Here is a 23,793-nt window from a genome sequence, read left to right on the forward strand (position 1 = left end):
ATGAAGCCCACGTATCAAATCGTCGCCGATGGCCACGACATTACTGCGCTGATCAATGACCGTCTGTTGCTGCTGCGCACCTCGGACAAGCCCGGCATGGAGTCGGACGAGTTCGAGCTGCGCATTGATGACCGCGATCAGGCGGTTGCGCTGCCTGCGCGCGGTGGCAACGTGGTGGTGATGATGGGCTATGAGGGCCAAGGATTGACCCGTATGGGGGCCTACACCGTCGACGAGGTGGAGTTGAGCGGCCCGCCCGACACCATCGTCATACGCGGCAAGGCCAGCGACATGCGCGGCAGTGGCAAGACCGTGCGCAGCGGCAGCTGGGAGAACGTGCCGCTGTCGCAGATCGTTGGCGAAATCGCCAAGCGCAACGGCTGGGAGGTGTCTTGCCCGGTCGACACCAAGGTCGAGCGCGTCGACCAGCGCAACGAGTCGGATTACAACTTTGTCACCCGCCTGGCCAAGCAGTACGACTGCACCGCCAAGGTGGCCGAAAGCAAGCTGCTGGTGATGCCGCGCCAAGGCGGGCAAAGCACCACTGGCAAGGCGCTGGCGGTCGTCACCATCAACAAGACGGACGTTTCCCGCTATCAGTTCCGCCTCGGTGATCGCAACTCGCAGAAGGCGGTGAAGACCCAGCACCAAGACCCGAAGACGGGCAAGTTGCAGGTGGTCGAGCTGGCCAACGAGGAGTCGCCGGACGGCCTGCCGCCGGTGCACACCGACCGTCATGTCTACCCCAACAAAACCGCCGCCCAGCAGGCCGCCAAGGCGCGCCTGGCTGCGTTCAATCGCAGCACCGCCGGCGTGCGGCTGGAAATACCCGGCCGCACCGACCTGTTTGCCGAACGCTCGATCAACGCCCAAGGCTTCAAGCCGGGGCTCGATGGCGAGTACCTGGTGGACGGGGTCGAGCAGGTATTCACCCAGTCCGGCTGGACTACGACCGTCGAGTGCAACGGCGGCAAGAAGGGCAAGGCCAAGGCCTCGGGCAAGAAAAAGAAAGACACCAAGCCGCTCAAGGTTGAGCAGCTTTAAACCCACGGCCGCATGCGGCCCTGACTGGAGACCTCAATGGCGATCTCAATTCAACAGCTTCAAAAAATTCTCCCTAACGCCGGCTCGAAAGCCGGCGTTTTTGCTCCAGGGCTCAATGCCACTATGGGTAAGTTCGCCATCATCACGCGCCTGCGTATGGCGGCGTTTCTCGCCCAGATCGGGCACGAGTCCGGGCAGCTGCAGTACGTGCGTGAGCTCGGCAATGACAAGTACCTGTCGAAGTACGACACCGGCCGCCTGGCTCAGCGCTTGGGCAATACACCTGCAGCAGACGGTGATGGCCAGCTGTATAGAGGTCGTGGGCTCATCCAGGTGACCGGCCGGTTTAATTACGAAGCGTGCAGCGAGGCTCTGTTCGGTGACAGTCGCCTGCTCAATACCCCCGAGCTGCTCGAACATCCGGTCTACGCATCGATGTCGGCCGGCTGGTTCTGGCAGAAAGAGGGCCTGAACAGCTTGGCCGACAAGGGTGACATCCTGGCCATCACCAAGCGTATCAATGGTGGTACGAACGGCCTGGAAGATCGCCAGGCCATCTACAAGCGAGCGCTTGAGGTGCTGCAGTGAGCGCCTGGGCCACCCGCCTGGTCGCCGTAGCGCTGCTGCTGGCCGCCAGCGCTGGCGGCGCCCGGGCAGCCTGGGTGTGGCAGGCCAACGCCTACAAGGCGCAGCTCACTGCTCAGGCCGGTGACTTCGGCAAGCAGCTGGCGGAGAAGGATCGCGCACACGCCCTGGAGCGGGAGAAGGCTGCAGTTGCTGCCCTCGAAAAATTGGCAGAACAGACAGGCTCTCGCCTTGCACTGGAAGGGCGACTACAGGATCAGGCCGAAACACACTGGAAGGAAATGGACGATGCTCAAAAAACTCAAGGTCATCTGCGTGACCGGCTTGCTACTGCTGAACTGCGGTTGTCAGTCCTTGTCGATGCCGGAGCCTTTGCCGCCTCGAGTAGTAACACTGGGCTGCGACAAATCGCCGGCACCGGAGGCGTGGTACATGGCGCCCTACGCGCCCAACTTGACCGAGCGCATGCTCAACGAATTGTCGCCATCACCGACGAAGGCGACCGGGGGCTGATCGCGTTGCAGGCCTGCCAGGCCTACGTCCGCGAAGTCACTCAGTAGTAAAGAGGCGAGCCGGGACGGATGCGTCAACATCCAGCCCGGCTCGCCGAACCCGCAGACCCTTCCTGCAAGTCCAGCCGTGGCCCCTGCCTTGTGCACAAAGCGCGGCGAGCCTAACACCTGTTTATTCATACAGTAAAGACTTGCATACCTATGACCTCTCCAATCATCCCCTGGATGGGTGGCAAACGCCGCCTGGCCGACCGCTTGATCCCTCTCTTTCCCCCTCATGAATGCTATGTCGAAGTCTTCGCCGGCGGTGCCGCGTTGTACTTCATGCGCCCCCAGGCCGCCCCCGTGGAGGTGCTGAACGACCTCAACGGTGACCTGGTCACCCTCTACCGCGTTGTACAGAACCACCTCGAGGAATTCGTCCGCCAGTTCAAGTGGGCGCTCAGCTCTCGCCAGATATTCGAGTGGCAGAAGATGACGCGCCCCGAGACGCTCACCGATATCCAGCGCGCCGCTCGGTTCTTCTACCTCCAGCAGCATGCCTTCGGTGGCAAGGTCACCGGGCAGACGTTCGGTACCGCCACCACTGGGCCGGCCATCAACCTGCTGCGCATCGAGGAGAACCTGTCCGCCGCGTGGCAGCGCCTTGCCGGCACCTATGTCGAGAACCTGTCCTGGCTCGCCTGCGCCGAGCGCTATGATCGAGCACACACGTTCTTCTACATGGATCCACCCTACTGGCAGACCGCCGGCTATGGGGTGGACTTCCCCTTCGAGGAGTACGAGCGCATGGCCGACTTTATGCGGCGTTGCAAGGGGAGGGTGATGGTCAGCATCAACGATCACCCGGACATCCGGCGCGCCTTCGCCGGCTTCCACTTCGAAGGCATGGATATTCGCTACAGCAACACAAATCAGCGGCAGGGTAGGGCGGAAGTAACCGGTGAGCTAGTGATCATGAACTGGCAGCCTTCCTCTCTGGGTAGCTTGTTCTAAGTCCCTTCAACAGCCTGCTGTAGTCGGATCGGTTACGGTTGCGCGTCGCTGGCCAGCTCGGCCAATCGCTGGCTGGCGACGTTATCTACCAGGATCTCCACGCGCTCGATGTCGGGACGAGCCAAAACGTGCCCCATGTCCAGGCCAAGGCAGACGCCCTGAGCGGTAGCCTGCGCGATCAGGCAGTTTACAGGGCTGTTGGCTGCTTCAATCGATACGAGTGCCAGGCGCAGACGCCTCTGGATTTCGGGCGGTAGCACCAAACCAGGTGCCAGTTCGCCGCGTGGGAATCGATAGCGCTGGATCATGGCTGTCTACTCAAGCAGGTGATAGTCGCGGCGATCGCGAGGGTCTTTAGTGGCTCCGCGACAGTTGTCCCCAGACATCGGGGGGTGTCCGGGTATGAAAATTAATCCCTCTTTTTCGAATGCGAAGGCTAAGGCTTGCATTGTGACGTCTCGCAATTCGGCCCCCTTCTCGAGGCGTCTTATGGCATCTCTTGAAGCGCCTGATCTGAATGCAAGAGCCTCAACGCTCCAGCCTAAGCGCAGACGGGCAGGAGCACAGTGCGCGCTCTTGAAGCCGTTCGGTAGGTGATCCATGCACCACGCGATAATCTCAAGCTGCTCGTCATCAACGGGCAGCCGTATGGGGTTTTGGTCGATCACGTCTTGGGACATTGGAATGCCTCACTGTATGAATAGACAGTATATTGCCTTGCAGGGTTTTGAGGCAAAGGCTGAGTGACGCGGTGTCCATAGAGTCTAAATCTTGGCCTTAGTCCTGATGTGGTGGCTCGCTCGGGAAGCTGACTGCACGTAGAAGACTCTCGCGATCAGGGCCTGACAGGGCTCTGGTCCTCTCCGGGAATTTATGAGTCGTTGTAATTCACATTGAATCCGCCAGCCTGCAACCGTACGCTATTATCAGGCAATCGGTATCCCCTTAAATTTCAAGGAGAATGAGAGTTGGACTGGATGGTGGAATTCAAGGAAAAGATGCTTGGAAGGACAATCAATGTCGAAGATATAAATGGAGGGTTTGCGTTAAAGTTTGAGCACATCCCGTCTAGTCTTTTCAAGTACAGGGAGTTTGATGATAGCGGTTATTCATTGGGTAACCTGGCGTCCAATACGGTTTGGATGAACTCTCCGCAGAATTTTAATGATCCGTTTGATTGCTCTCTTACAGTGAGCATGAGCAAGCTAAGTCCAGAAATACTGGAAGGGATTCATGAGATTTTGAAGATCATGAAGTATGAGGGTGATGACCTAGAACGAGTTGTTGAGCTGGTGTCGGTGACGTCTAATCCTTATGCTGAGTTGTTTGCTGTTCTGTCTAGGGAGGGGCGTATAGATGGTGATGTTAGTGTCGCCTTGACTTCGCTGCTGGAGGCTAGAGATGATAGGCTCATAAAGGATTTTTCAGAGAAAACAAAGGATTTGGTAAAGATTTGTTCGTTCTGTGAGTCGAATGCATCAATTTTAATGTGGGCGCACTATGCAAAAAATCATACGGGTTTTTGCATTGAATATGATTTCAAGACTTTGGGTGTTGACCATTTAAGTACTAAGCTTCTTTATCCGGTCCAGTATAGCGAGTATATGCATGATCATGCTGAGCATATGTTGATTGAAGATCATGAGAGAGGCAATCCGCTCTCTATAGTTTTGCCGGCAATAACCAAGAGTCAAGATTGGTCCTATGAGCGTGAGTGGCGCTTGGTTTATTCTAATAATTTTCTTGAAACGTCAAGAGCTATTCCTGTGCCAACGCCAGTGAGGGTTTATGCAGGTGTACGCATCGATGATGAAAATTTTGTTAAGCTCCAGCGCACATGTGATCTTATCGGTGTGCCTTTGGTAAAGATGAAAATGTCGAGAAACGCCTTTAAAATTGTACCGGAGATCTGAGTCCATCGGTCTTTGCGGGCTTCCGTCGCCTTAGTGCCACTACCTGCTTTATCGGGGCTACGTCGGTGATTTGTAGAAAATTGGTACCAGCTCTCCCTCACACTTAGGTGTGTGGGCTGGCTCAGTGCAGGCGAGGTTTGGAGCGATATTTTTTTATGAGGCGATCAAGGCGCGCCCGCATTTGGTCTACCTCAAGGTCATCACTTTGCCTGCCCTGATTATCCACTATGATTGAGTTCCTGACCCGCTCCAGAACCTGCAAATCTGTAAGGGAATCGAGTTCAGTTTCTGTGAGCCTAGGGTTGTTAGCCAGCACTAGAGCACGTAGCTCTTCCATTGCGCGGTCGCGTTTCATAGACAAACTCCTTTTGCCAGAACGTTCATTGTAGTCTGTGCGGGCTCACATCCTCTGAATCACGACCAGTGGTTGGCTCGGTTTTCAGTTCTTGCGGGGTTTTGTGCAAGGGGACATCATCTGGCGATGAGCCGCCATGTGAGGAAATCTAATGATCACCGCCGATCTTATCGCTATTCTTCGTACACAAGTCGGTACTGCTCGGCAGAACGGTCTATCCGAGGTTTCTCTTGATAGCCTTTCGAAGCTAATCGACCTCATCGAGAAGGATAACCAGAGCTCCCCGGATGGAGTTGAGCGGTCACAGGAGGCACTTGAGAGATTCAAGTCAGTCTTGGGGGATTGGCAGAACAACAATCAGCGCGATCATGAAGTCCGCTTAGAAATGCTGCGTGCCACAATTGGCACCTCTCACCTTGCGATAAAAAGTGCTTTGCTGATCAACGGTGGTGCTGCCGTCGCATTTTTGGCATTCCTCGGTACAGCTTGGTCAAGATTTCCGAGTGCCGCCGTTAGGGCGCTTTAGCTGGATCACTGGAACACTTCATCTGGGGTGTATTGCTAACTGGTATAGGCGCTGGCATCGCCTATATCTGCCAGGCTGCGTTTGGAGGTGAGCTTGGGAAATATAGCGACAAGGTTGCCGAACCGCTCCGCTGGGTGGCGACCTTCTTGGTCTTGGGTTCATTTGTGTTGTTCTACCTCGGTTGCAAGGCAGCGATCGAGGCGTTTGTGATGGCTGGGTGATCGCTCTGGTCCAGAGACAACAGTTCGAACAAGGCTGCTGTTTGGTCGAAGAGTGGGCGTGTAGAAGCATGTCCTAGGTATGAAAATTCTTAGGGCAAATTTAGGGCAAATCTTAGGCCGCCATAGGCCCAAAAGGGCCGCCCGATAACCGCATAGCAGCCGTCAATCCCGGCCTGCTGCGGCCCATTGAGAGTGCTGGGCGGGTTCTTATCCCTATCCCTGGTCTGAGATCAGAACAAGGGCAGCTCGGCCTTGTCGGGGGGAGCTCCGGGCTGTCCATGGGGCAATAATGGGGCAAACCATGCGCCATTCGATGCCAATCTATGCCCATGCCCTCGCAGATGCCGGAATGAAAAAAGGCACCGAAGCCCCTATACTGTGGGGCTTTGGTGCCTTTTACTGTTCCTACTGCAGCACAATCGGGCTGTGTTTATATCAAATCGGACAATGCCTTAGCTTTGTTTCGCGCTACATCTTTTTCGTAGCTACGACGTAGCTTGCCACGCAGGTCCCGAATTTTCGCGGGACTCTTTAAGTCGCCTTTGTAGTCGAACTGGTCACCTGCACTTTCAACCTCAAAATTAAGGTCGATGATTAACGAGTCTAAAACTTCCTCGATGGATTCCAGAAATTTTTGTAGATTCTTGGAGTCGAATAGTGTTTTGGGGTTTTTAACTATTTCCGCTGATTGTGCGTCGGAGCGCATAAGGTCTGCAATTGTCGATAGCAGAAAGAATCGTGTCAGCCCGTATTTGGATAGCGGTTTGTACTTGATTTTTTCGGTGGCACGAATAATAACTTCCATGATTTTTTGCAGGAAAATAATTCTGTGTGCCGTCACCGCCGGCCTTGCAAAAATGTCGTTATATTTGTCATCAAAGAGCTTGTAAACCTGATGGCATGACTCAGGCTCTAAGAGGTCAAACGCCAAGAGTAAGCGGCCAGCTTCCTCGTTAGTGATTACTTCCTTTCCAGCCTTTATTTCTTGTCCGCGCTTGATTTCATAGGCATATAATCCGCCTTCTACTTTTTGGAACTCTTCAAGGAGGCGAACCTGGACTTCGTTGTTTGACTTAAGGTCCCGAGGTTTGATGGCGTTTTGATTGTTGCTATTGATCGTGATCTTTTTGGCAAGCGCTGGATCTTCGATTTTTATAATCTTAGCAAGAACTCGTAGGTCTTGGCTTAGATGGTCCATCGATTTTCTGAACGTTGAGATGCTCTGGGCGCCGTTAACGACTACATAGTTTGTGATGACTAGCGTCTCACCATCAGGGTGTGCGTCGGTGCAAAGGATCGTCACGCCGTTGTGATATAGCGTAAAATTTTCGTGCTCGGATTTGTCTAATACACTCTCGCGCAGCGCCTTATTGACTTTGGTGTTTCCAAGAGAGTGACGCACGTTCTGGGAAAATAATGATCCGTCGTCAATGCCTGCTAACCTAACAAGTTCGACTGCTTGAACCGGGAGTATGTAGGTAACTACTTCTGAGCCAGTGTTGATGGTCATCGGTGAAACGTAGGACGTATCGAAGGAAAATGAGCCTTGAACGCCTGCTTCCTTGTTTATATCAATGTATTCGCTAGCAATAACGTTTCGATCGTAAACCCTCATTGCTTTGTGCTGCTTTAAGAATTCGTCTCCGTTAACGTCCAGAGGTTGGTTGCAGATAAAAGCCCCAACCACGGCATATCCGTTAGCGATGAGCTCCTTAATATCATTTCGGATGAGGGCAGTCTTAAGCTCTTGGTTTGCCCCTCCATCTAGGAGGGCTTGTACCGATTCTGGGGTGTCGAGCTGGCTAATGGTTCCGGCAAGCTCGCGCAGGGGGGCGTCGCCGATCGATGATTCTTTTTGTTTTAGCTTGCCCTGTAGGATAATGATTTCTTGCTTTGTGTGATCCACATAGATTCCATCGATACCCCTGTCGTTAGGCCGGTCACATACAGCGTCGTCGGCATCAACTGGGTCAAGCCTGAAGATGTTCTCCAAGAACCAGTTTAGGAACGCTATTGATTCGCCCCTTCCTTTCGCCTCGTATGTGCCGAGTATTTTCTGGAGGTTGGGGTACTGAAGTTCAGCTGGAGTCATCGTGCGTCCTCTGCAAGATAGGTGTTGCGGGCGAGCATAGCCTAGTCGCCGGTAACAGTGAATCTAGCTGTGGGGTGCACGGGACAATGAGATTATGTAGCTCAGGCCTGCGTAGCGCAGGTAAGGGGTCGTAAATTCATACACTAAGTTGGTACAAAAATGGTACAGATTGGAGGGCGGTGGCTTAACGGCCTTTATTCATAGGGGCTTCGATGAAAATGCCCCCAATCCATCATGGGTGCAACGCTGAAGCGACGGGAAGGCTCAGGGCGCGTGGTTGCTGGGTTAGAGCCTGGGTTTGTGGTCATATCGTTCAACGTGTCTTGTACCAAATTCAGCAGTTTCGAAGGTGTTTTTAGCAATCCGGTTGCGCGCCCTGGCAAAAGTCGACGGCAAGTGCTCGGTGATAGCCAGGGCAGGCAGCTAGTTTACCAAGAGAGCCGGGCATCCGTCTGGACTCGATCTATGCGCGGCCCTGCAGCCTTCTCCCCAGATTAGCCACCAGCCAACTTACTTGAGCGGCACGTAGATATCCGTTTGCCATTGCTCCAGCGGCGTTTCCGGATACACGCTCAAGTAGTGAAAGAACAACGGATGATCCCGCAGTTCCTCGTCGCTCGAAGGTAGCCAGTCCCGATAAAGCGGATAGATGGTTTCGCCAATGTAGTCAGGCGAGCCGGTATGCCGGATCACGGCGCAGCGGCCCGCCGGGATGATGCGTTCGTGCACGCCAAAATCGTTGGGCTGCACGGCTTCGCATATCTCGCCACACACGGCGAAGCGAAAGGCGTGCGCCGGGGTGGTGTCGGGGTTGTCGTAGGGGATGCCGAAGGTTCGGCAGCTGGCCACCGGTGACTGGCCGCTTTGAATGCGCCATTGGCGAAAACGCGCGACGCTTTCACTGACCAGGCCGGGCGCCCCTTGGTGTTCGAGCGCGGCCACATGGGTTTCGGCGAAATCCACGATGCGGATCTGCATGGTGATACTCCTTGAAAGATGAGGAACAACGAAAACCGCACTCCAGGCCTGCCAGTTCGGGGCCTTGGCGAATACGCTCGGCGCCATGCCAAACGCACGCTTGAAAGCCCTGGAAAAGGCTTCGGGGCTTTCGAAGCCGGCGCCGAAAGCTGCCTCCAGCACGGAGATGGCAGGCGAGGCGACCAGTTGGTGCGCCGCGCGTCGAAGCCTCATCAGTTGCACATACCGTGAAACCGGAATGCCCATGTATGCCGTGAACTGCCGATGGAAATGAAATGCCGAGAAGTGCGCGACGCGGCTCAGGGCATTTACCGACAGGTCACCTTCGAGGTGGCTGTCGATGTAGGCAAGCACGGCTTCGAACCGTTTCGCGTAGGTCGCTTTGTGCTGTGAGTCAGTCAACGAACGGAATCTCCGGGAGGTGCGGTGAGCGCTAGCATCCGTTGTTCAGCCATGCAGGCGCCTAGCCGGGATTGCTGTATCGGGGATTGTCTTGACCGTGCCGTGGATGGCACCGGTGCTTCGGTGTTCGCAGGGGAGGGCAGTAGGGTGAATGCAATCGCTGGCGCTTCCGTGCGAGGGGAAGCACCAGCGTAACCGGCCCGGCATGATCGGTCGACTGGGCGAAGCGGGTCGTTCACGCTGATCAATGAACTCCGAGCCTCGCCAGCGCACTCCGCCGCCCAGTTTCAACTGCGGCAGTGCCTGCAGGCGGGAGCTGGTGAGGCAGCACCAGGCCATGCATAAAACCACTGGAGTAAATCAATCTGATTTACAATTGCGTCCCTTTTGCCGAGGCTGACGTTTCGTGGATGCCCTGTCGCTTGTCTATGAGCACCTGACCGATTGGGTGATCACGCCTGTTACCGACCAGTTTCTCGGCATTTTCAATGTGAATGGCCGTTTCGGGGCCTTGTTCCTTTGCATCTCCTATGGCGCAGCCTATGGCCTGTTCCGCTTCAGGAAGCAGCGCGGCCTGAGCGACGCCCAATCGTTCTGGCAATTCATCGGCGGCGCCCGGGTACATCTGCATCCGTCGGCGCTGCTGGACTACCGCTACTACTTCGTGCGGGCCATCCTCAAGGTTGCACTGGTGCTGCCCGTCGTCCAACTGGTCGACCCCTACATCCTGCGCTCCGGCGATTACCTGGCCTTTTTCAGCAACCTCTGGGGCGCGCGCCCGCGCCTGGGCGAGAACCTTGCACTGTCCCTGCTCTACGGGTTGGGGGTGTTCCTGCTAAAGGACTTCATCCATTACTGGGCGCACCGGGCTTTTCACTCCCGCTGGCTCTGGGCCTTTCACAAAGTCCATCATTCGGCGCCCGTGCTGGTGCCGGCGACAGCGAGCCGGGTGCATTTCGTGGAAAAGATCGTCGAGAAACTGAGCACAGGCATTGGCATCGGCTTCTACGCCGGATGCTTCTGGTACCTCTGCGGCGGTGAAGTCAGCCGCTACACCCTGTTCGGCGTGACCTACCTGGTGTTCATCTTCAACAGCCTGGCGGCCAACCTGCGGCATAGCCATGTCTGGCTGTCGTTCGGCCCGCAGCTGGAACATGTGTTGAACAGCCCGGCCCAGCACCAGATCCATCACAGTGACGCCCCGCGCCATTTCAACCGGAACTTCGGCACCAACCTGTCCCTCTGGGACTGGATGTTCGGCACGCTCTATGTCACTACATCAACGCCCGAAAGCATCCGCTTCGGCACCGGTGAGCAGGACCACCAGCGTTACCTGACGGTCTATAGCCTGATCGTCACGCCCTTTGTCGAAACCGGCCGTAAGGTCCTGATGAAATGCCAGCGCAAGGCTGTGCTCGGCGCGTCCGGCAGGGCAGGCCGTTAGCTGATCCCGTGTTTGTTGCGAACGACTGACCGCTCAGGCGGGGAACTGGGCTATCCAGTGCCTGGCAATCTCTTCGCGCCGGCAGACCCACACCCCGTCGTGGCCCTGCACGTAATCGAGAAAGCGCGCCAGCGCCATCGCCCGACCAGGATGGCCGCTGATCCGCCCATGCAGGCCCACGCTCATCATCTTCGGGTGCTGCGCGCCCTCCTGCCACAACAGGTCGAAAGCATCCTTCAGCAGCTGGAAGAAGTCTTCACCGCAGGCGAAGCCATTGGGCAGCAGATAGCGGGCGTCGTTGTTGACCAGTGTGTACGGAATCACCAGGTGGGCGGGCGAGCCTGGGAGCCAATAGGGCAGATCATCGTTGTAGGCATCCGAGCTATAGAGAAACCCGCCTTCCTCACGCAACAGGCGGCGGGTGTTCTGGCTGACCCTTCCTGTATACCAACCTACGGGGCGTTTACCGCAGACCTGCTCGATCACCTCGATGGTGAGGCGGATATGGCGCCGCTCCTGGTCTTCAGGCATGTCGCGATAGTCCAGCCAACGGTAGCCATGCCCGGCAATCTCATGCCCGGCAGCGCAAAGCGCATGGCCAATCGCCGGGGTCAGTTCCAGTGCTCGGCCAACGGCAAAGGCGGTCAGCGGCAGGCCCCTGGCGCCGAACAGCTCCAGAATGCGCCACACACCTGCGCGCGATCCGTATTCGTACATGCCTTCGACGCTCAGGTCCGGTTCCCCCACACGCGGCGGGCGGCCGGGTAGCTCATGAAGCCAGGCCTCCGACTGTGCGTCGCCATTGAGCATGCATGACTCCGCACCCTCTTCGATGTTGAGTACGAACTGGACCGCGACGCGCGCCCCACCGGGCCATCGCGGGTGGGGTGGGTTGCCGCCATAACCGATCAGGTTGCGAGCGGACATCAGCCCAGCTCGAAGGTCGTGACGGCGAACACACGTTCGTGTGCGATCGCCGGAGGAGGGCCCAGGTACATTCGTGCGCAGCCGAAAACCTCGATCATGCCCTGTTGGCGCACAAGCGCCATCGCGGCGGGGTTATTCTCGGGGGCATCCAGAAACAGCGGGCAACCTCGCGCAAATTCTGCCAGGCGCGCGTAGAGGGCATTGGCTGCCAGCGCGTCATCGGCGAACAAGGGGCCGATCTTGTAGCCTTCCCGGCAGCGCCTTGCCACGCCATAGCCGCTAAGCCTGCCCTCGCGGCGGCAACCCACGGCGAGTGCATCGGCCTGGGCTATCCACCCGCTCAGGAAGGCTGCGCGCGCGGCAGGGAAGCAGGTGCGGTCGTAATCGACCACCTCATCGAACGGGAAGGTGGCCAACGGGACGATGTCCTGGTTGTCTACCTGCGAAGGCGCCGGGCGTTCGGTGGCCTTGGCACGAAAACGCATGTTGCGATGGGAGAAGACGAACCCACCCTTGGCGTAGTAGTCCTGCATTGCGAACACGCCGTCCATGCCGATGCTCGCGCCTGGGCGCAGGCGGGCGAGGAGTCGCTCGCGGCGTGCGTGCCAGAGGGTATTGCCCAGGCCTTGACCGCGATACTCGGGTCGGACGATGAAAAAGCCCATGAAACCGAATTCGCCGTTGTAGGAAGTGATTGCACCGCCACCGATCAATTCGCCGCCCTGGGACGCCGCGATGAAGGCGGCAGGGTCCGTGGCCCAGAACAAATCGGCATCGTGAACGCCGGGATTCCAACCCTCACGGGCAGCCCAATCGACGAGCTCGTCCAGTTCGGGACGGGTCATGTTGCGTATGACCAGCTGATTCGACACCGCTAAGTTCCCCCAGTTGCTAACAGGGCGGATGGTTCATCGTCACTCGGAACCCTTTGGGTATAGCTTTAACGCGAGTATTGATCCAGGCCGTTACGACGCCTGCAGGGCATGTTCATCGTGATAGATCTGAGTAGTTTCGTCATTCGGCCGATGCGGGCGACGTTTCGGTTTGGCAGGTGATCAGAAGTCGTAGAGCTGGGCGGGGTTGTCGCGCAAGATCAGGGTCTGGGTTTGCTCCTTTGGAGCCCAGCTCATCAGCAGGTCAAGGATCAGCGCATCGTCGGGTTTCTGCTCGGCGGCAAGCGTCGGGTGCGGCCAGTCGCTACCCCATAGCATGCGATCAGGGCGATGGTTGATCAGTGCACTGGCGACTCGGCCGACGTCCTCGAACAGCGGTGCTCCGATTTTCGAGCGAAGATAAGGTGCCGACAGCTTGATCCATGCCCGGTCGGTGTCCAGCAACCGCACCAGTGCGGCGAAAGCCGGCGACTTCAGCGCGTCTGGCTGTGGCACATGGCCCATGTGGTCGATAACGATCTTGCCTGGCAAGGCCAGCAAGCGCGGGGCAACCTCGGGCAGCAGCGGCCCGGGAGCGACCTGTACGTTCCAGCCCAGTTCGCCGACCCGCGCGGCCAGGCTTTCTAGCCCATCGAGCACCTGGCTGCCAACGCTCAGGTTGAAGCGGATACCACGCACTCCTGCCTGGTGCAGTTCGGCAAGCTCTGCGTCGGTAATCGCATTGGACACAACCGCCACACCCCGGGCATCGCCGCGGCTGCGCAACAAGCCATCGAGCATCACCCGGTTATCGGTGCCGTAGGTCGATGGCGTGACGATGACCATGCGGCGGATGCCCAGGCGCTGCTGCAGTTTGCGGTAATCCTCCAGCGAGGCATCCGCCGGCAGCAGGGTAGCTCCGGGTGCGGCCGGGATACGGCTGTCGTAGAGGTGCATGTGGCAGTCGATGCTGCCTGCGGGCGGCGTCAGGCGCGGGTGCGCATCGCCCTTGCTGAAGGGCACGTCGGCTATGGCGCCCATGGAGGCGACAGCACCCAGTGCACCGGTGGCCTGCAAGAATTGACGACGAGACAACGTCATGGATATTCCTCGTTTATTGTTGTTGTGAAATGACGATGCCCACGTTCCTGAGGCAGGAAAGCGGGCATCGAAGTACGGCTTGCGCGGCTTATTTCGCGCTGAGGGCGCTGGCTGCCTCAGCTTGCTCGCGCTGGCGCTTGCGGCCAATCACCAGTACCGCGAGCCCGGCCACGGTGCACAGCGCGGCCAACGGCATCAGCGCCAAGGAGTAGCTGCCGGTGGCATCGTGAATGGCGCCATAGGCATTGACCATGATGCCTCCGCCAATCAGGTTGGCCATGGCGCCCACGGCTGCCAGCCCCGCAGCAGCAGTCGAGGAGGACAGCCAACCCGACACCAGCGCCCAGAACGGCCCTTTCATCGAGTAGGCGCCCACCAGGACCATGGTCAGCATCACTACCGTTGCCGGCAGGGACGAGGTGAACAAGGTCATCAGCAGGCCTGCTGCAATCAGCAGCATGGTCATTGCGGTGTGCCAGCGACGCTCGCCGGTACGGTCGGAACTGCGGCCCCAGATGATCATCAGCACCGAGGCGATGCCGTAAGGGATGGCGTTCACCAGGCCGATCTCCATGGCGCTGAGGCCAAAGGTTTTCAGCAACTGCGGGGCCCACACGCTCATGGTGCTGCCAGCGGCAGAAGCGCCCGAGTAGATCAGTGCCAGCACCCAGATGTCTTTGTGGCGCAGCAGCTTCCACAGCGAAATATGGCCGATGGCGGTCTTTTTCGAGGCTTCATCAGCCAGGCGCTTGGTGAGCCAGCCGCGTTGCTCGTCACTCAGCCACTTGGCCTGCTCGGGGCGGTCGGTAAGCACGAACAGGCAGGCGATGCCCAGCAGTACGGCTGGAATGCCTTCGAGAATGAACAGCCAATGCCAGCCACGCATGCCCATCCAGCCATCCAGGTTCAGCAGCAGGCCCGACAGTGGCGAACCAATGAAGTTGGCGGCAGGGATCGCCACCATGAACAGCGCCACCATGCGCGCGCGGTAGGCAGACGGCAGCCAGTAGGTGAGGTACAGCAGCACGCCCGGGAAGAAACCGGCCTCGGCAGCACCCAGCAGAAAGCGCATCACGTACAGTGAATTGGCACCCTGAACAAACGCCGTGCCTGCCGAGATCAGGCCCCAGGTGATCATGATGCGGGCTATCCAGATGCGTGCCCCGTAGCGTTGCATGGCCAGGTTGCTGGGCACTTCGACCAGGAAGTAGGCAAAGAAGAACAGGCTGCTGGCGAAGCCGAACACCTTGGCCGTGAGCTGCAGGTCCTCGTTCATCTGCAGGGAAGCCATGCCGATATTGCCGCGATCGATGATCGCGATCAGGTAGCAGACGATCAGAAAGGGCAGCAGTCGCCAGGCGATACGGCGCATGGTGCTGCGTTCGAGTTCATCCGGCAGCGATGTTGCTGAAGTCATGGTGCTCTCCAATTGTTTTTTTTCTGGAGTGACGCGTGTGAACGTGCCCCGCTCACGAGAGGCACGCGAGGGGTGCGATCAGCTGGCGAAGAGGTGGCGGTTGACCACGCAACGCGGGTCCAGAGCATTGCCCGCCCACACATCGAGAACCTGCTTCAGCGCTACCAGGCCTACCCGTTCGCGGGCCTCGGTGGTGTTGGCGCCGACATGCGGCGTGGCGACCAGTGTCGGCAGGCCCCACAGCGGGCTATCTGCAGGCGGCGGCTCGGGGCTGAAGGTATCCAGGCCGGCGCCGGCGATGCGGCGTTCGCTGAGCGCTTTTACCAGGGCGTTGGTGTCGATCAGCTCACCACGGGCAGTGTTGATCAGGATGGCGCCTGGGCGCATGCGCTCGAGCTGGGCAGCGCCAATCAGGTTGTGGTTGGTCTCGGTCAGCGGGCAGTGCAGGCTGATGATATCGCTTTCAGCCAGCAGGCGATCGAAATCCTCTTCGCGCTCGACGTGCGGGCGCTCCGGCAGTTGCTTGAGGTAGGGGTCGAACACCTTGACCTTCATGCGCAGTGGCGCCACCAGGTCCATGAGGATGCTGCCGATCGAGCCCAGACCGATAAGCCCCAGGGTTTTGCCCGACAGCTCCATGCCGTTGGCCGAGGATTTGTCCCAATGCCCGTCACGCATGCGCGCATCCAGCAGTGCGGTTTGACGTGCCACGCTGAACATCAGGGCGAAGGCCAGCTCGGCCACCGACTGGGCATTGGCGCCCAGGGCGATCGATACCGGGATGCTGCGGTCGGCGGCGGCCTGGAGATCGATGGTGTTGTAGCCCACGCCGTGCTTGGCGATCACTTTCAGGTTGGCTGAAGCGTCGATCATGGCGCGGGTCAGTTTGCCCTGGCGGACCACGATGGCATCGGGCTGTTCAGCGCGAATGATCGCTTCCAGTTCTTCGGCGGGCAGGTAAGGCGTAGTGGGGACGACTCTGACGCCCTGTTCGGCGGCAAGGTTCATGGCCTCGGCAGCAAGCTCAGGGCCGGTCAGCAGAATGGTACGGGACATCGTGGATACCTTGTTCTTGTCTGGGAGCGGTTCGGGCGCAGTCTGCCGCTCATCTGCGGCAATGGGATAAACCCTATCATAATGAAACGCTGTTGCAAGAAAATTAAGATGCTCGTCGATAGCAAGCAAAAATAGCCGACAAAAATCAATTGCCACGACTTTAATGAAATGACATTCTAAAAACAGATTCGGCAGCGGCCGATGACATCGAATAACACCAAGAGAGGTATGTCACATGAGCATTGGCTTCCAAGTGCTTGAGCGCGCACGTAAAGTCGGTGATGAGTGGGTTGCACGTTATCGTGAGGTTCCGGTTGCCAACGTCAGCGATTCGATGAACCGGATGACTGCAGGTGGTGCCCGCCTGCGCCCCATGCATCGCGAAGGTGTGCTGTGTGGCCCGGCCTTGACAGTCAAGGCGCGCCCAGGTGACAACCTCATGCTGCATTACGCGATCGATATCGCTCAGCCTGGCGATGTGATCGTGGTCGATGCCGGTGGCGATCTGACCAACGCCCTGATCGGTGAAATGATGGTGGCCTACGCGGTCAAGCGTGGCTTGGCCGGTATCGTCATCAACGGCGCCATTCGCGATGCAGCCAACATCGGTGCGGGTGACTTCCCGTTGTTCGCTGCTGGCGTTTCGCACCGTGGCCCATACAAGGACGGCCCGGGCGAGATCAACGTGCCGATTGCCATTGATGGTATGGTGATCGAGCCAGGCGACCTGGTGATCGGTGATGACGATGGCCTGCTGTGCGTGCCTTACGACCACGTCGCCGAGGTCTATGCTCGCGCCACCGCCAAGCACACTGCCGAAACCGCACAGATGGAACACATTGCCCAAGGCACCAACGACCGTTCCTGGGTCCTGGAGTCCTTGAAGAAGAAAGGCTGCCTGCTGCCAGGCTGATCCAGCATGCGCTGCGCACCTTGCGATGGGGTGTGCAGCGGCTGTTGGGTCGGTGTCGGTCGCGGGTTCTATTGAGGATTCGCAGACTTGTCCGATTCATCGTCACCGCATCGCAAGCGTTGGCCCGCCGCCGTGCGGGCGCTCGCTCATCGCAACTTTCAGATCTATTTCGCAGGCCAGGGTGTTTCCACTCTGGGCAAGTGGGTTCAGCAGGTTGCATTGGCCTGGCTGGCCTATCATCTGACCGGTTCTGCCGTACTGCTGGGGCTGATCACCTTCCTTTCGCTCGCGCCGCAATTGCTCATCGGCCCGTTGGCAGGAGCGTGGATCGATCGGCATGACAAGCGCCGGTTGCTGATCATCGTGCAGCTTATCCTGATCGCGCAGTCGCTCGTGCTGGCGCTTGCAACCTGGCGCAACTGGATCGATGGTCCGTTCATTGCTGCCATGGCATTGCTGCTTGGCTTGCTCAATGCCTTGGAAACCCCTCTGCGCCAAGCGCTGATCGGCAGTTTTGTCGACGACCCGGCCGACCTGCCGAACGCGTTGGTGCTCAATGCCATGTTGATCAATGCCGCACGGTTCGTCGGCCCGCCATTGGCCGGTGGGCTCATTGCCCTGGCCGGCGAGGCGGCCTGCTTCGCCCTTACTGCCGTGGCTTTCATGGCCTTGCTGGGTGGCTTGCTGAAAGTGCGCGGTACTGCTGGCCCAAAGGCCAGTGGCTCAACCGCGCAAGTGTTTCGCGAAGGGTTGTTGTATCTGTGGCAAACGCGCAACGTTCGCCAGTTGCTGGTCAACGTGATCATGGTCAACTTGTTGGCATCCTGCTACGCGGCACTGCTGCCGATCCTGGCCAGGGCCGTGTTCGCTGGCGATGCGCGAGTGCTTGGATGGTTGTGGGGGGCGGCAGGCGCGGGCGCGTTCGTGGCCACGCTGGTGCTGGCGGTTGGCGGTGCATTGCCTCGCCTGCGGCAGTTCACCGATGCTGGAGCACTGCTATGCGCGGTTGCGCTGATCGGTTTGTGGATGGCGGGTGCGCTGCCACTGGCGTTGCTGGCGCTGGGCGTTCTGGGTTTCGGCATCACCCTGAGCAATGTCAGTACCAACATGCAGCTGCAAAGTGGTGCACCCAGCCATTTGCGTGGCCGGGTGATCGCTTTCTATATTGCCATGCGCTTCGGCTTCGAAGCTTTGGGCGGCATGGCGGCGGGGCTGATCGCGGCCCGCTGGGGAGCGCCGGCGACCTTGGGGGTCGCCGGAGGGTTCCTGATGATCGGGCTGTTGGGTCAATACGGCATGCGTCGTCGCAGCTGAGCGGTCAGATTGTCTGGCCTTGGCCGTGAGGCGTCTGCTGCTTGGCGGGGTCGCCCAGCCAAAGCATCAGGCAGGTGCCGACTAGCAGGATCGATGCAACGGCAAAGAACGGCATGCTGAAGCTATGAGTGGCGTCCTTGATCAGGCCGATCAGGAACGGGCCTGTGAAGCCGCCCAGGTTGCCGATCGAGACGATCATCGCCAGGCCGCCAGCGGCGGCGCGACCGGTCAGGAAGGTCGAAGGTATCGCCCAGAACGTGGCCTGGAATGACAGGATGCTCGCCACCGCCACGCACAGGCTGGCGATCTTCAACACCGGCTGGTCAAGCAGGGCGGCGGCCACCAGGGCCACGGCGGCCAAGGCCAATGCACTGACCACATAGGGCAGGCGGTGACGGCTACGGTTGGCCAGCCGTGCCCACATCGTCATCGCCAGTGCCCCGAGCAGGTAGGGCAGGGCGACCACCAGGCCCACCACGCCGCTATCGATGCCCAGGCCTTTGATGATCTGTGGCAGCCACATGCCTATGCCAATCGAGCCGACGATGCAGCAAAAGTTGATGGCCGCCAGGGTGAACACCTTGGGGTTGGTCAAAGCTGCGCGCAGCGTATTGCCATGAGATGCACCGATGGCCTGTTGTTCTTGGGATAGGCGCTGGTCAAGCCAGGCTTTCTCTCGCGGGTTGAGCCATTTTGCCTTGGCCGGGGTATCGACCAGCACGAAGAGGCAAGCGATGCCAAGCAGCACGGCCGGCATCGACTCGGTGACCAGCAGCAGTTGCCAGTTCTTCAGGCCCAAGACGCCGTGCTGTTCCATCAGCCAGCCGGACAGGGGCGAGCCGACGATGTTGGCCGCAGGAATGCCCAGCAGGAAGGCGGCAGTGGCTTTCGCCCGCCATTTGCCGGGGAACCAGTAGGTGAAGTACAGGTATACGCCGGGCGTGAAGCCCGCTTCGGCAAGCCCAAGCAAAAAGCGCGCAATGCTGAAACTGATTGGCCCGGTGGCGAACGCGGTGGCCATGGAGATCAGCCCCCAGGTGATCATGATTCGCGCAATCCACACCCGTGCGCCGAAGCGCTGCATTAGCAGGTTGCTGGGGATCTCGAACATGAAGTAGCCGAAGAAGAACAGGCCGGCCGCCCAGCCGAACATCGTCGCGGTAAGGCCCAGGTCCTGGTTCATGCTGATGGCGGCGAAGCCGACATTGGTGCGGTCGAGGTAGCTGATCACGTAGCAGATGAAGATGAACGGCACCAGGCGCCACAGCACGCGGCGCATCAGGCGTTCGCCCTCGGCGTCGCTGAGCGGCGCCTGGGCAGCGGGGGTTTCGTGGGTCATGTCGTCACTCTTTTGTAATTGTTGTGTGCCCTGACAGGGGGCTGGTTCAGCTGTGGGAATACATTGGCAGCCCAGGCGCAGTGGTGCGCACCTGCAGAATGCTGCCGGTTTCGGATTCGGTGATGTACAGGGTTTGCCCGTCATTGCCGCCGAAGGCCAGGTTGGTGTTGCTGATGCCTGCGCAGGAGACGATGCGCTGCAATGGCTCAGCGACTTTCGACAGCTTCCATACCGAGCCGAAACCGGTATGGGCGATGTACAGGTTGCTCTGCGCATCGAGGGCCAGGCCGTCGGGCCCGCCCAGGCCGCCATGCAACTGGGCGAAAACGCCCACCTTGCCGATGATCGAGCCGTTGCCCAGCGGGATGCGCCAGATCTGTTGCGCGCGTGTCACGGCTACCAGCAGATGATTGAGGTGCGGGTCGTAGACGATGCCGTTGGGGCTGGGGATGGTGCCAAGCAGGCAAGTCAGGTTGCCGCTGGCGTCGAGCTTGTACACGCGACCGCTGGCATCCTGCAGCCCGGTCTGGCCTTGGTCTGTGAAATACAGGTCACCGTTGGGTGCAAACACCAGGTCGTTGACGCCTTTGAAGCCTTCCGAACCAGCTGAGTCCAGCAGTGCTTCGATAGCACCGGTATCTGGGTCGAGCAGCATGATCCCGCGCTTGTAGTCGGTAATGAAGATGCGTCCGTCCTGGTGAATCTTCAGGCCGTTCGGCCAGCCATCGTACTGACACACCAGTTCCCATTCGCCCTGCGGCGAGATGCGGAAAATTCGCCCGTTGGGAATGTCGGTCACGTAAAGCCGGCCTTGACGATCGAATGATGGGCCTTCGAGGAAGGAGTCGATGGCACGGCCCTGGCGGTTGGCATTGGCCCAGGCAGTCGGGCGCGGGTCGCGGAAGCGGTCGGGCAGGCGGGTGAATACCGTGGTTTCCACGGTCGGCGGGGCAGCAAAGAAGCTCATGGGCGCTCCTGTAGGGCCGGGGGACGCCTGGGCGTCCGATTGTTGTTTTGACGTATTTAATGCAATGGCGTTGCAAAATAAAACAAAAGCGGACGAAGGGTGAAGCTGTTTTTGCGGCGATTCCTGATTTTTTGGTTGTTCGTCGCGGCCTGTTGACGAGATTGCGATAATCTGCCTCCATATAAAGAAATGCCGTTTCAAAATAATAACAACGATCCTTTGGAGTCTCTTGCTTGAAATCCCTACCTTCCATCTGCCGCATTGCCTTGGCAGCAGGCGGCAGCGTCATAGGCTTGTCTGCCCAGGCCGACCTGATCGGTGACAGCCACGCGAACTTGTCGATGCGCAATTTCTACTTCAACAGCGATAACCGCGACGGCACGGCGCAGCCCTCCAGAACCGAGGAGTGGGCGCAAGGCTTTCTGCTCGACCTGCGCTCCGGTTATACCGACGGTGTGGTTGGTTTCGGCGTGGACGCCACGGCCATGCTGGGCCTTACGCTGGACAGCGGCAGAGGGCGGCATCAGGGCGGTAGCATGATTCCTTCCGATGGCGATGGCGCAGCTGACCGCTGGAGCAGCGCCGGTGCCACCGCCAAGATGAAGATGAGCCAGACCGAGCTGCGCGTGGGGCAGCTGATGCCCAGGTTGCCGATACTGGTGGCCTCTGATGGCCGGTTGCTGCCGCAAACCTTCCAGGGCGTGCAATTGCAGTCCAGTGACATCGATAACCTCACGCTCATCGGCGGGGCGCTGAACCGCGCCAGGGGCCGGGCTTCGACCGACCTTACCGGCATGGCCGTAAACGGCGGCACTCAGGAGAGTGACCGTTTCAACTTTGTCGGTGCCGACTACCGCGCCACCAAAACGCTGCTGCTGCAGTATTACGCCGGGCAACTCGAAGACTACTATCTGCAGCAGTTCACCGGCCTCAATCACACCCTGGCGTTGACCGATGACAGCTCGTTGACCACTGACCTGCGCTATTTCCGCACCCGTGCGGACGGTGCCAACGGCAGTAGCTCAGGGCGTAGCCAGGGCTATACCGTTGGTGGATACACCAAAGGTAGCGACGGGGAAATCGACAACGACCTGTGGAGTGCGGCGTTCACCTATCGTTTGCGGGGCCACTCGCTGACCCTGGGTTATCAGCGTGTTTCCGACGATAGCAACTTCGTGCAGATCAACCAGGGATCGATCGACAAGGGGGCTGGTGGCAGCAGCCTGTATCTGTGGACGGACAAGATGCTGCTCAGCTTCACGCGCGCTGGTGAGCGTACCGGGTTTGCCCAGTACGGCTATGACTTTGCTGCCAACGGCATACCTGGGCTGAAGGCTTCGGTGATCTATCTGAAAGGCGACCACATCCAGGCAGCCGCAGGCGCCGAACAGTCGGAGTGGGAGCGAGACTTCTCGCTGGACTACGTGATCCAGGGCGGCACGTTCAAAGGGCTTGGCGTGGCCTGGCGCAACGGCAAATCGCACAGCGAGGCAGCACGTAATGGTGACCAGAACCGCCTGATCATCAACTACACCCTGCCGCTGTTCTGAGCATCGGCCAGCGCAGCGAACAGGGCCGCATCGGCTGTAAGGTTCGCTGATTGCCAGGTCTGCGAATATTTGCCCCATACGATAGCGATCAACCTCTAGCCAGCAGGCGCAGATATATTGCCCTGCTGGCTTTTTTTACCTTGCACACACAGCGCATGCTACGTTGGCGGTGGCCGACCGTTGTCGGATAATGAGGTTTTTCCGCCCTTGCGTACAATCGAGGGCTTCGATCCTGTGAGGTTTTGCAAATGGTGAAAGCGCGGCCGCGTCCAGCGGTAAATGGTGTGGCATCGGCAGACCGTGTTTTGACCGTGCTGACCGCGTTTCAGATAGGCGACTCTGCGCTGAGCCTGGTTCAGCTGGTTGAACGTACCGGCCTCATCAAAAGCACGATCATGCGCTTGATGGTGTCCCTGGAAAACCATGGCTTCATCACGCGCATGGCTGACGGGCGTTATCAGCTAGCCAGTGAAGTCATGCGCTTGAACACGGTCTATCAAGAGGCATTGGACCTCGAAAGGCATGTTATGCCACGTTTGCACGATTTGGCTGAAAAGTCGGGTGAGACCGCCTCCTTCTATGTGCGCCACGGTGCATATCGGATGTGCCAGTACCGTGTTAACTCTTCCCATCGACTTCGCCTCAATCTTCAACCCGGCGACATGCGGCCGATGGATGAAGCGGCGGGGGCTCAGGCGTTGCGCGCGCCGTATCACATCGGTATTGCATTGCAAAAACCCTACTACTCGAAGGGAGCCACCGACCCGCATGCCGCTTCAATGGCGCTGCCCATCTACGGAGCGCAGCAGGAACTGATGGGAGCTCTTGTCATTTCAGGACCAGCAAGCCGTTTGACGGAGGAATATGCCGAAAGCCTCAAGGTCATGTTCTTCGAGGCGGCACGTGATCTGATGCGAAGCCTGGGCTTCAAGCCTGCGTCATTGGAGGCCGAGGCGGTCCAGTAAGCGCGCCTCATGGGCCCGGCTTGCGGTGTCTTTGTCGAGCAGCCTGGCTGATTGAGGCGGCCAGGCACTGATTGACAAAGCCGTGCAGCTTTGAAGCCGCGCGCAGTCATTTGTAGGAGCAGCCTTGTGCTGCGAAGAGGCCGGTACTGGCAATCCATATCTGTTGCCCGTATCGGCCTCTTCGCAGCACAAGGCTGCTCCTACAAACGATGCGCCAGGCGAGCGATCGTTGTTCTCTGCGCGGCAGCGCAGCCCAAAGGGGTGGGCCGTCTCCTGCAAGAGCAGCCAGCATAAGCATGGAAAA

General features: G+C 58.8%; 22 protein-coding genes. 11 read left to right on the forward strand and 11 right to left on the reverse strand.

Annotated features, from left to right (window positions below; all coding sequences use genetic code 11):
• The 4 genes from NY023_RS09260 (at window position 1) to NY023_RS09275 (ending at window position 3,137) form a co-directional block, all read left to right on the forward strand.
• Window positions 1–1,044 carry a phage late control D family protein gene (locus tag NY023_RS09260; protein WP_013971781.1) on the forward strand — a complete coding sequence of 348 codons (1,044 nt, stop codon included), beginning with the start codon at window positions 1–3 and terminating at the stop codon, window positions 1,042–1,044.
• A gap of 36 nt (window positions 1,045–1,080) precedes the next feature.
• Window positions 1,081–1,632 (forward strand): glycoside hydrolase family 19 protein, encoded by a 552-nt coding sequence (locus tag NY023_RS09265; protein ID WP_013971782.1) that lies wholly within the window; start codon window positions 1,081–1,083, stop codon window positions 1,630–1,632.
• Window positions 1,629–2,189, forward strand: coding sequence for a hypothetical protein (locus NY023_RS09270; RefSeq protein ID WP_013971783.1), 561 nt, complete (start codon window positions 1,629–1,631; stop codon window positions 2,187–2,189). Before NY023_RS09265 ends, NY023_RS09270 begins: the two co-directional genes overlap by 4 nt.
• A gap of 153 nt (window positions 2,190–2,342) precedes the next feature.
• Entirely contained in the window at window positions 2,343–3,137 is a 795-nt protein-coding gene (locus NY023_RS09275) for a DNA adenine methylase (protein ID WP_044046946.1), read from the forward strand.
• Window positions 3,138–3,169: 32 nt separating this feature from the next.
• On the opposite strand, the gene NY023_RS09280 is transcribed toward NY023_RS09275, so the two are convergent.
• A complete protein-coding gene (locus NY023_RS09280) occupies window positions 3,170–3,445 on the reverse strand; it encodes a hypothetical protein (protein WP_013971785.1) in 276 nt (91 codons plus the stop codon).
• A gap of 669 nt (window positions 3,446–4,114) precedes the next feature.
• Here NY023_RS09280 and NY023_RS09285 point away from each other — a divergent pair.
• The gene (locus NY023_RS09285; protein ID WP_238531272.1) at window positions 4,115–5,050 is read left to right on the forward strand and encodes a DUF2971 domain-containing protein; all 936 of its coding nucleotides are present in this window, start codon (window positions 4,115–4,117) and stop codon (window positions 5,048–5,050) included.
• A 121-nt stretch (window positions 5,051–5,171) separates the two neighbouring features.
• Here NY023_RS09285 and NY023_RS09290 read toward each other — a convergent pair whose 3' ends face one another.
• Complete coding sequence (locus tag NY023_RS09290; protein WP_044046948.1) at window positions 5,172–5,405, reverse strand: hypothetical protein; 234 nt, start codon at window positions 5,403–5,405, stop codon at window positions 5,172–5,174.
• 151 nt (window positions 5,406–5,556) lie between these two features.
• On the opposite strand from NY023_RS09290, the gene NY023_RS09295 reads away from it, so the two are divergent.
• Window positions 5,557–5,931 carry a hypothetical protein gene (locus tag NY023_RS09295; protein WP_044046949.1) on the forward strand — a complete coding sequence of 125 codons (375 nt, stop codon included), beginning with the start codon at window positions 5,557–5,559 and terminating at the stop codon, window positions 5,929–5,931.
• Between the two features lie 651 nt (window positions 5,932–6,582).
• Here NY023_RS09295 and NY023_RS09300 read toward each other — a convergent pair.
• Together NY023_RS09300 and NY023_RS09305 are read right to left on the reverse strand one after the other, a co-directional pair.
• Complete coding sequence (locus NY023_RS09300; protein WP_013971786.1) at window positions 6,583–8,244, reverse strand: AIPR family protein; 1,662 nt, start codon at window positions 8,242–8,244, stop codon at window positions 6,583–6,585.
• A 510-nt stretch (window positions 8,245–8,754) separates the two neighbouring features.
• Entirely contained in the window at window positions 8,755–9,624 is an 870-nt protein-coding gene (locus tag NY023_RS09305; protein WP_024086588.1) for a GyrI-like domain-containing protein, read from the reverse strand.
• Between the two features lie 406 nt (window positions 9,625–10,030).
• Here NY023_RS09305 and NY023_RS09310 point away from each other — a divergent pair, with 406 nt between their 5' ends.
• A complete protein-coding gene (locus tag NY023_RS09310) occupies window positions 10,031–11,068 on the forward strand; it encodes a sterol desaturase family protein (RefSeq protein ID WP_013971788.1) in 1,038 nt (345 codons plus the stop codon).
• A 33-nt stretch (window positions 11,069–11,101) separates the two neighbouring features.
• Here NY023_RS09310 and puuE read toward each other — a convergent pair whose 3' ends face one another.
• The 5 genes from puuE to NY023_RS09335 form a co-directional block, all read right to left on the reverse strand.
• Window positions 11,102–11,995, reverse strand: a complete 894-nt coding sequence (gene puuE / locus NY023_RS09315; protein ID WP_044046951.1) for an allantoinase PuuE — start codon at window positions 11,993–11,995, stop codon at window positions 11,102–11,104.
• A complete protein-coding gene (locus NY023_RS09320; RefSeq protein ID WP_013971790.1) occupies window positions 11,995–12,867 on the reverse strand; it encodes a GNAT family N-acetyltransferase in 873 nt (290 codons plus the stop codon). The genes puuE and NY023_RS09320 overlap by 1 nt, the downstream gene beginning before the upstream one ends.
• 183 nt (window positions 12,868–13,050) lie before the next feature.
• A complete protein-coding gene (locus NY023_RS09325) occupies window positions 13,051–13,968 on the reverse strand; it encodes an amidohydrolase family protein (RefSeq protein ID WP_024086592.1) in 918 nt (305 codons plus the stop codon).
• Window positions 13,969–14,056: 88 nt separating this feature from the next.
• A complete protein-coding gene (locus NY023_RS09330; protein WP_013971792.1) occupies window positions 14,057–15,385 on the reverse strand; it encodes an MFS transporter in 1,329 nt (442 codons plus the stop codon).
• 78 nt (window positions 15,386–15,463) lie between these two features.
• Window positions 15,464–16,441, reverse strand: a complete 978-nt coding sequence (locus tag NY023_RS09335; protein ID WP_024086593.1) for a hydroxyacid dehydrogenase — start codon at window positions 16,439–16,441, stop codon at window positions 15,464–15,466.
• Window positions 16,442–16,676: 235 nt separating this feature from the next.
• On the opposite strand from NY023_RS09335, the gene NY023_RS09340 reads away from it, so the two are divergent.
• Together NY023_RS09340 and NY023_RS09345 are read left to right on the forward strand one after the other, a co-directional pair.
• The gene (locus tag NY023_RS09340) at window positions 16,677–17,354 is read left to right on the forward strand and encodes an RraA family protein (protein WP_013971794.1); all 678 of its coding nucleotides are present in this window, start codon (window positions 16,677–16,679) and stop codon (window positions 17,352–17,354) included.
• A gap of 87 nt (window positions 17,355–17,441) precedes the next feature.
• On the forward strand, window positions 17,442–18,668 hold the full coding sequence (locus NY023_RS09345; protein WP_206695232.1) for an MFS transporter: 1,227 nt from the start codon (window positions 17,442–17,444) through the stop codon (window positions 18,666–18,668).
• Window positions 18,669–18,672: 4 nt separating this feature from the next.
• On the opposite strand, the gene NY023_RS09350 is transcribed toward NY023_RS09345, so the two are convergent.
• Both NY023_RS09350 and NY023_RS09355 read right to left on the reverse strand, forming a co-directional pair.
• A complete protein-coding gene (locus NY023_RS09350) occupies window positions 18,673–20,007 on the reverse strand; it encodes an MFS transporter (protein ID WP_013971796.1) in 1,335 nt (444 codons plus the stop codon).
• Window positions 20,008–20,053: 46 nt separating this feature from the next.
• Complete coding sequence (locus tag NY023_RS09355; RefSeq protein WP_013971797.1) at window positions 20,054–20,974, reverse strand: SMP-30/gluconolactonase/LRE family protein; 921 nt, start codon at window positions 20,972–20,974, stop codon at window positions 20,054–20,056.
• 233 nt (window positions 20,975–21,207) lie between these two features.
• Between NY023_RS09355 and NY023_RS09360 the strand changes: the two genes are divergently transcribed.
• Both NY023_RS09360 and NY023_RS09365 read left to right on the forward strand, forming a co-directional pair.
• Window positions 21,208–22,524 carry an OprD family porin gene (locus NY023_RS09360; RefSeq protein WP_024086594.1) on the forward strand — a complete coding sequence of 439 codons (1,317 nt, stop codon included), beginning with the start codon at window positions 21,208–21,210 and terminating at the stop codon, window positions 22,522–22,524.
• A gap of 248 nt (window positions 22,525–22,772) precedes the next feature.
• Entirely contained in the window at window positions 22,773–23,489 is a 717-nt protein-coding gene (locus NY023_RS09365) for an IclR family transcriptional regulator (RefSeq protein ID WP_024086595.1), read from the forward strand.
• Window positions 23,490–23,793 lie beyond the last annotated feature (304 nt).

Source organism: Pseudomonas sp. NBB, assembly GCF_032701105.1.
Lineage (GTDB): Bacteria > Pseudomonadota > Gammaproteobacteria > Pseudomonadales > Pseudomonadaceae > Aquipseudomonas > Aquipseudomonas asiatica.

Excerpts from the sequence above, each read along its gene's own strand:
- NY023_RS09325 (WP_024086592.1), bottom strand. The coding sequence starts at position 13,968 with ATGACGTTGTCTCGTCGTCAATTCTTGCAGGCCACCGGTGCACTGGGT.
- NY023_RS09290 (WP_044046948.1), bottom strand. The coding sequence starts at position 5,405 with ATGAAACGCGACCGCGCAATGGAAGAGCTACGTGCTCTAGTGCTGGCT.
- NY023_RS09365 (WP_024086595.1), top strand. The coding sequence starts at position 22,773 with ATGGTGAAAGCGCGGCCGCGTCCAGCGGTAAATGGTGTGGCATCGGCA.
- puuE (WP_044046951.1), bottom strand. The coding sequence starts at position 11,995 with ATGTCCGCTCGCAACCTGATCGGTTATGGCGGCAACCCACCCCACCCG.
- NY023_RS09285 (WP_238531272.1), top strand. The coding sequence starts at position 4,115 with ATGGTGGAATTCAAGGAAAAGATGCTTGGAAGGACAATCAATGTCGAA.
- NY023_RS09335 (WP_024086593.1), bottom strand. The coding sequence starts at position 16,441 with ATGTCCCGTACCATTCTGCTGACCGGCCCTGAGCTTGCTGCCGAGGCC.
- NY023_RS09330 (WP_013971792.1), bottom strand. The coding sequence starts at position 15,385 with ATGACTTCAGCAACATCGCTGCCGGATGAACTCGAACGCAGCACCATG.
- NY023_RS09265 (WP_013971782.1), top strand. The coding sequence starts at position 1,081 with ATGGCGATCTCAATTCAACAGCTTCAAAAAATTCTCCCTAACGCCGGC.
- NY023_RS09260 (WP_013971781.1), top strand. The coding sequence starts at position 1 with ATGAAGCCCACGTATCAAATCGTCGCCGATGGCCACGACATTACTGCG.
- NY023_RS09350 (WP_013971796.1), bottom strand. The coding sequence starts at position 20,007 with ATGACCCACGAAACCCCCGCTGCCCAGGCGCCGCTCAGCGACGCCGAG.
- NY023_RS09300 (WP_013971786.1), bottom strand. The coding sequence starts at position 8,244 with ATGACTCCAGCTGAACTTCAGTACCCCAACCTCCAGAAAATACTCGGC.
- NY023_RS09275 (WP_044046946.1), top strand. The coding sequence starts at position 2,343 with ATGACCTCTCCAATCATCCCCTGGATGGGTGGCAAACGCCGCCTGGCC.
- NY023_RS09295 (WP_044046949.1), top strand. The coding sequence starts at position 5,557 with ATGATCACCGCCGATCTTATCGCTATTCTTCGTACACAAGTCGGTACT.
- NY023_RS09280 (WP_013971785.1), bottom strand. The coding sequence starts at position 3,445 with ATGATCCAGCGCTATCGATTCCCACGCGGCGAACTGGCACCTGGTTTG.
- NY023_RS09355 (WP_013971797.1), bottom strand. The coding sequence starts at position 20,974 with ATGAGCTTCTTTGCTGCCCCGCCGACCGTGGAAACCACGGTATTCACC.
- NY023_RS09340 (WP_013971794.1), top strand. The coding sequence starts at position 16,677 with ATGAGCATTGGCTTCCAAGTGCTTGAGCGCGCACGTAAAGTCGGTGAT.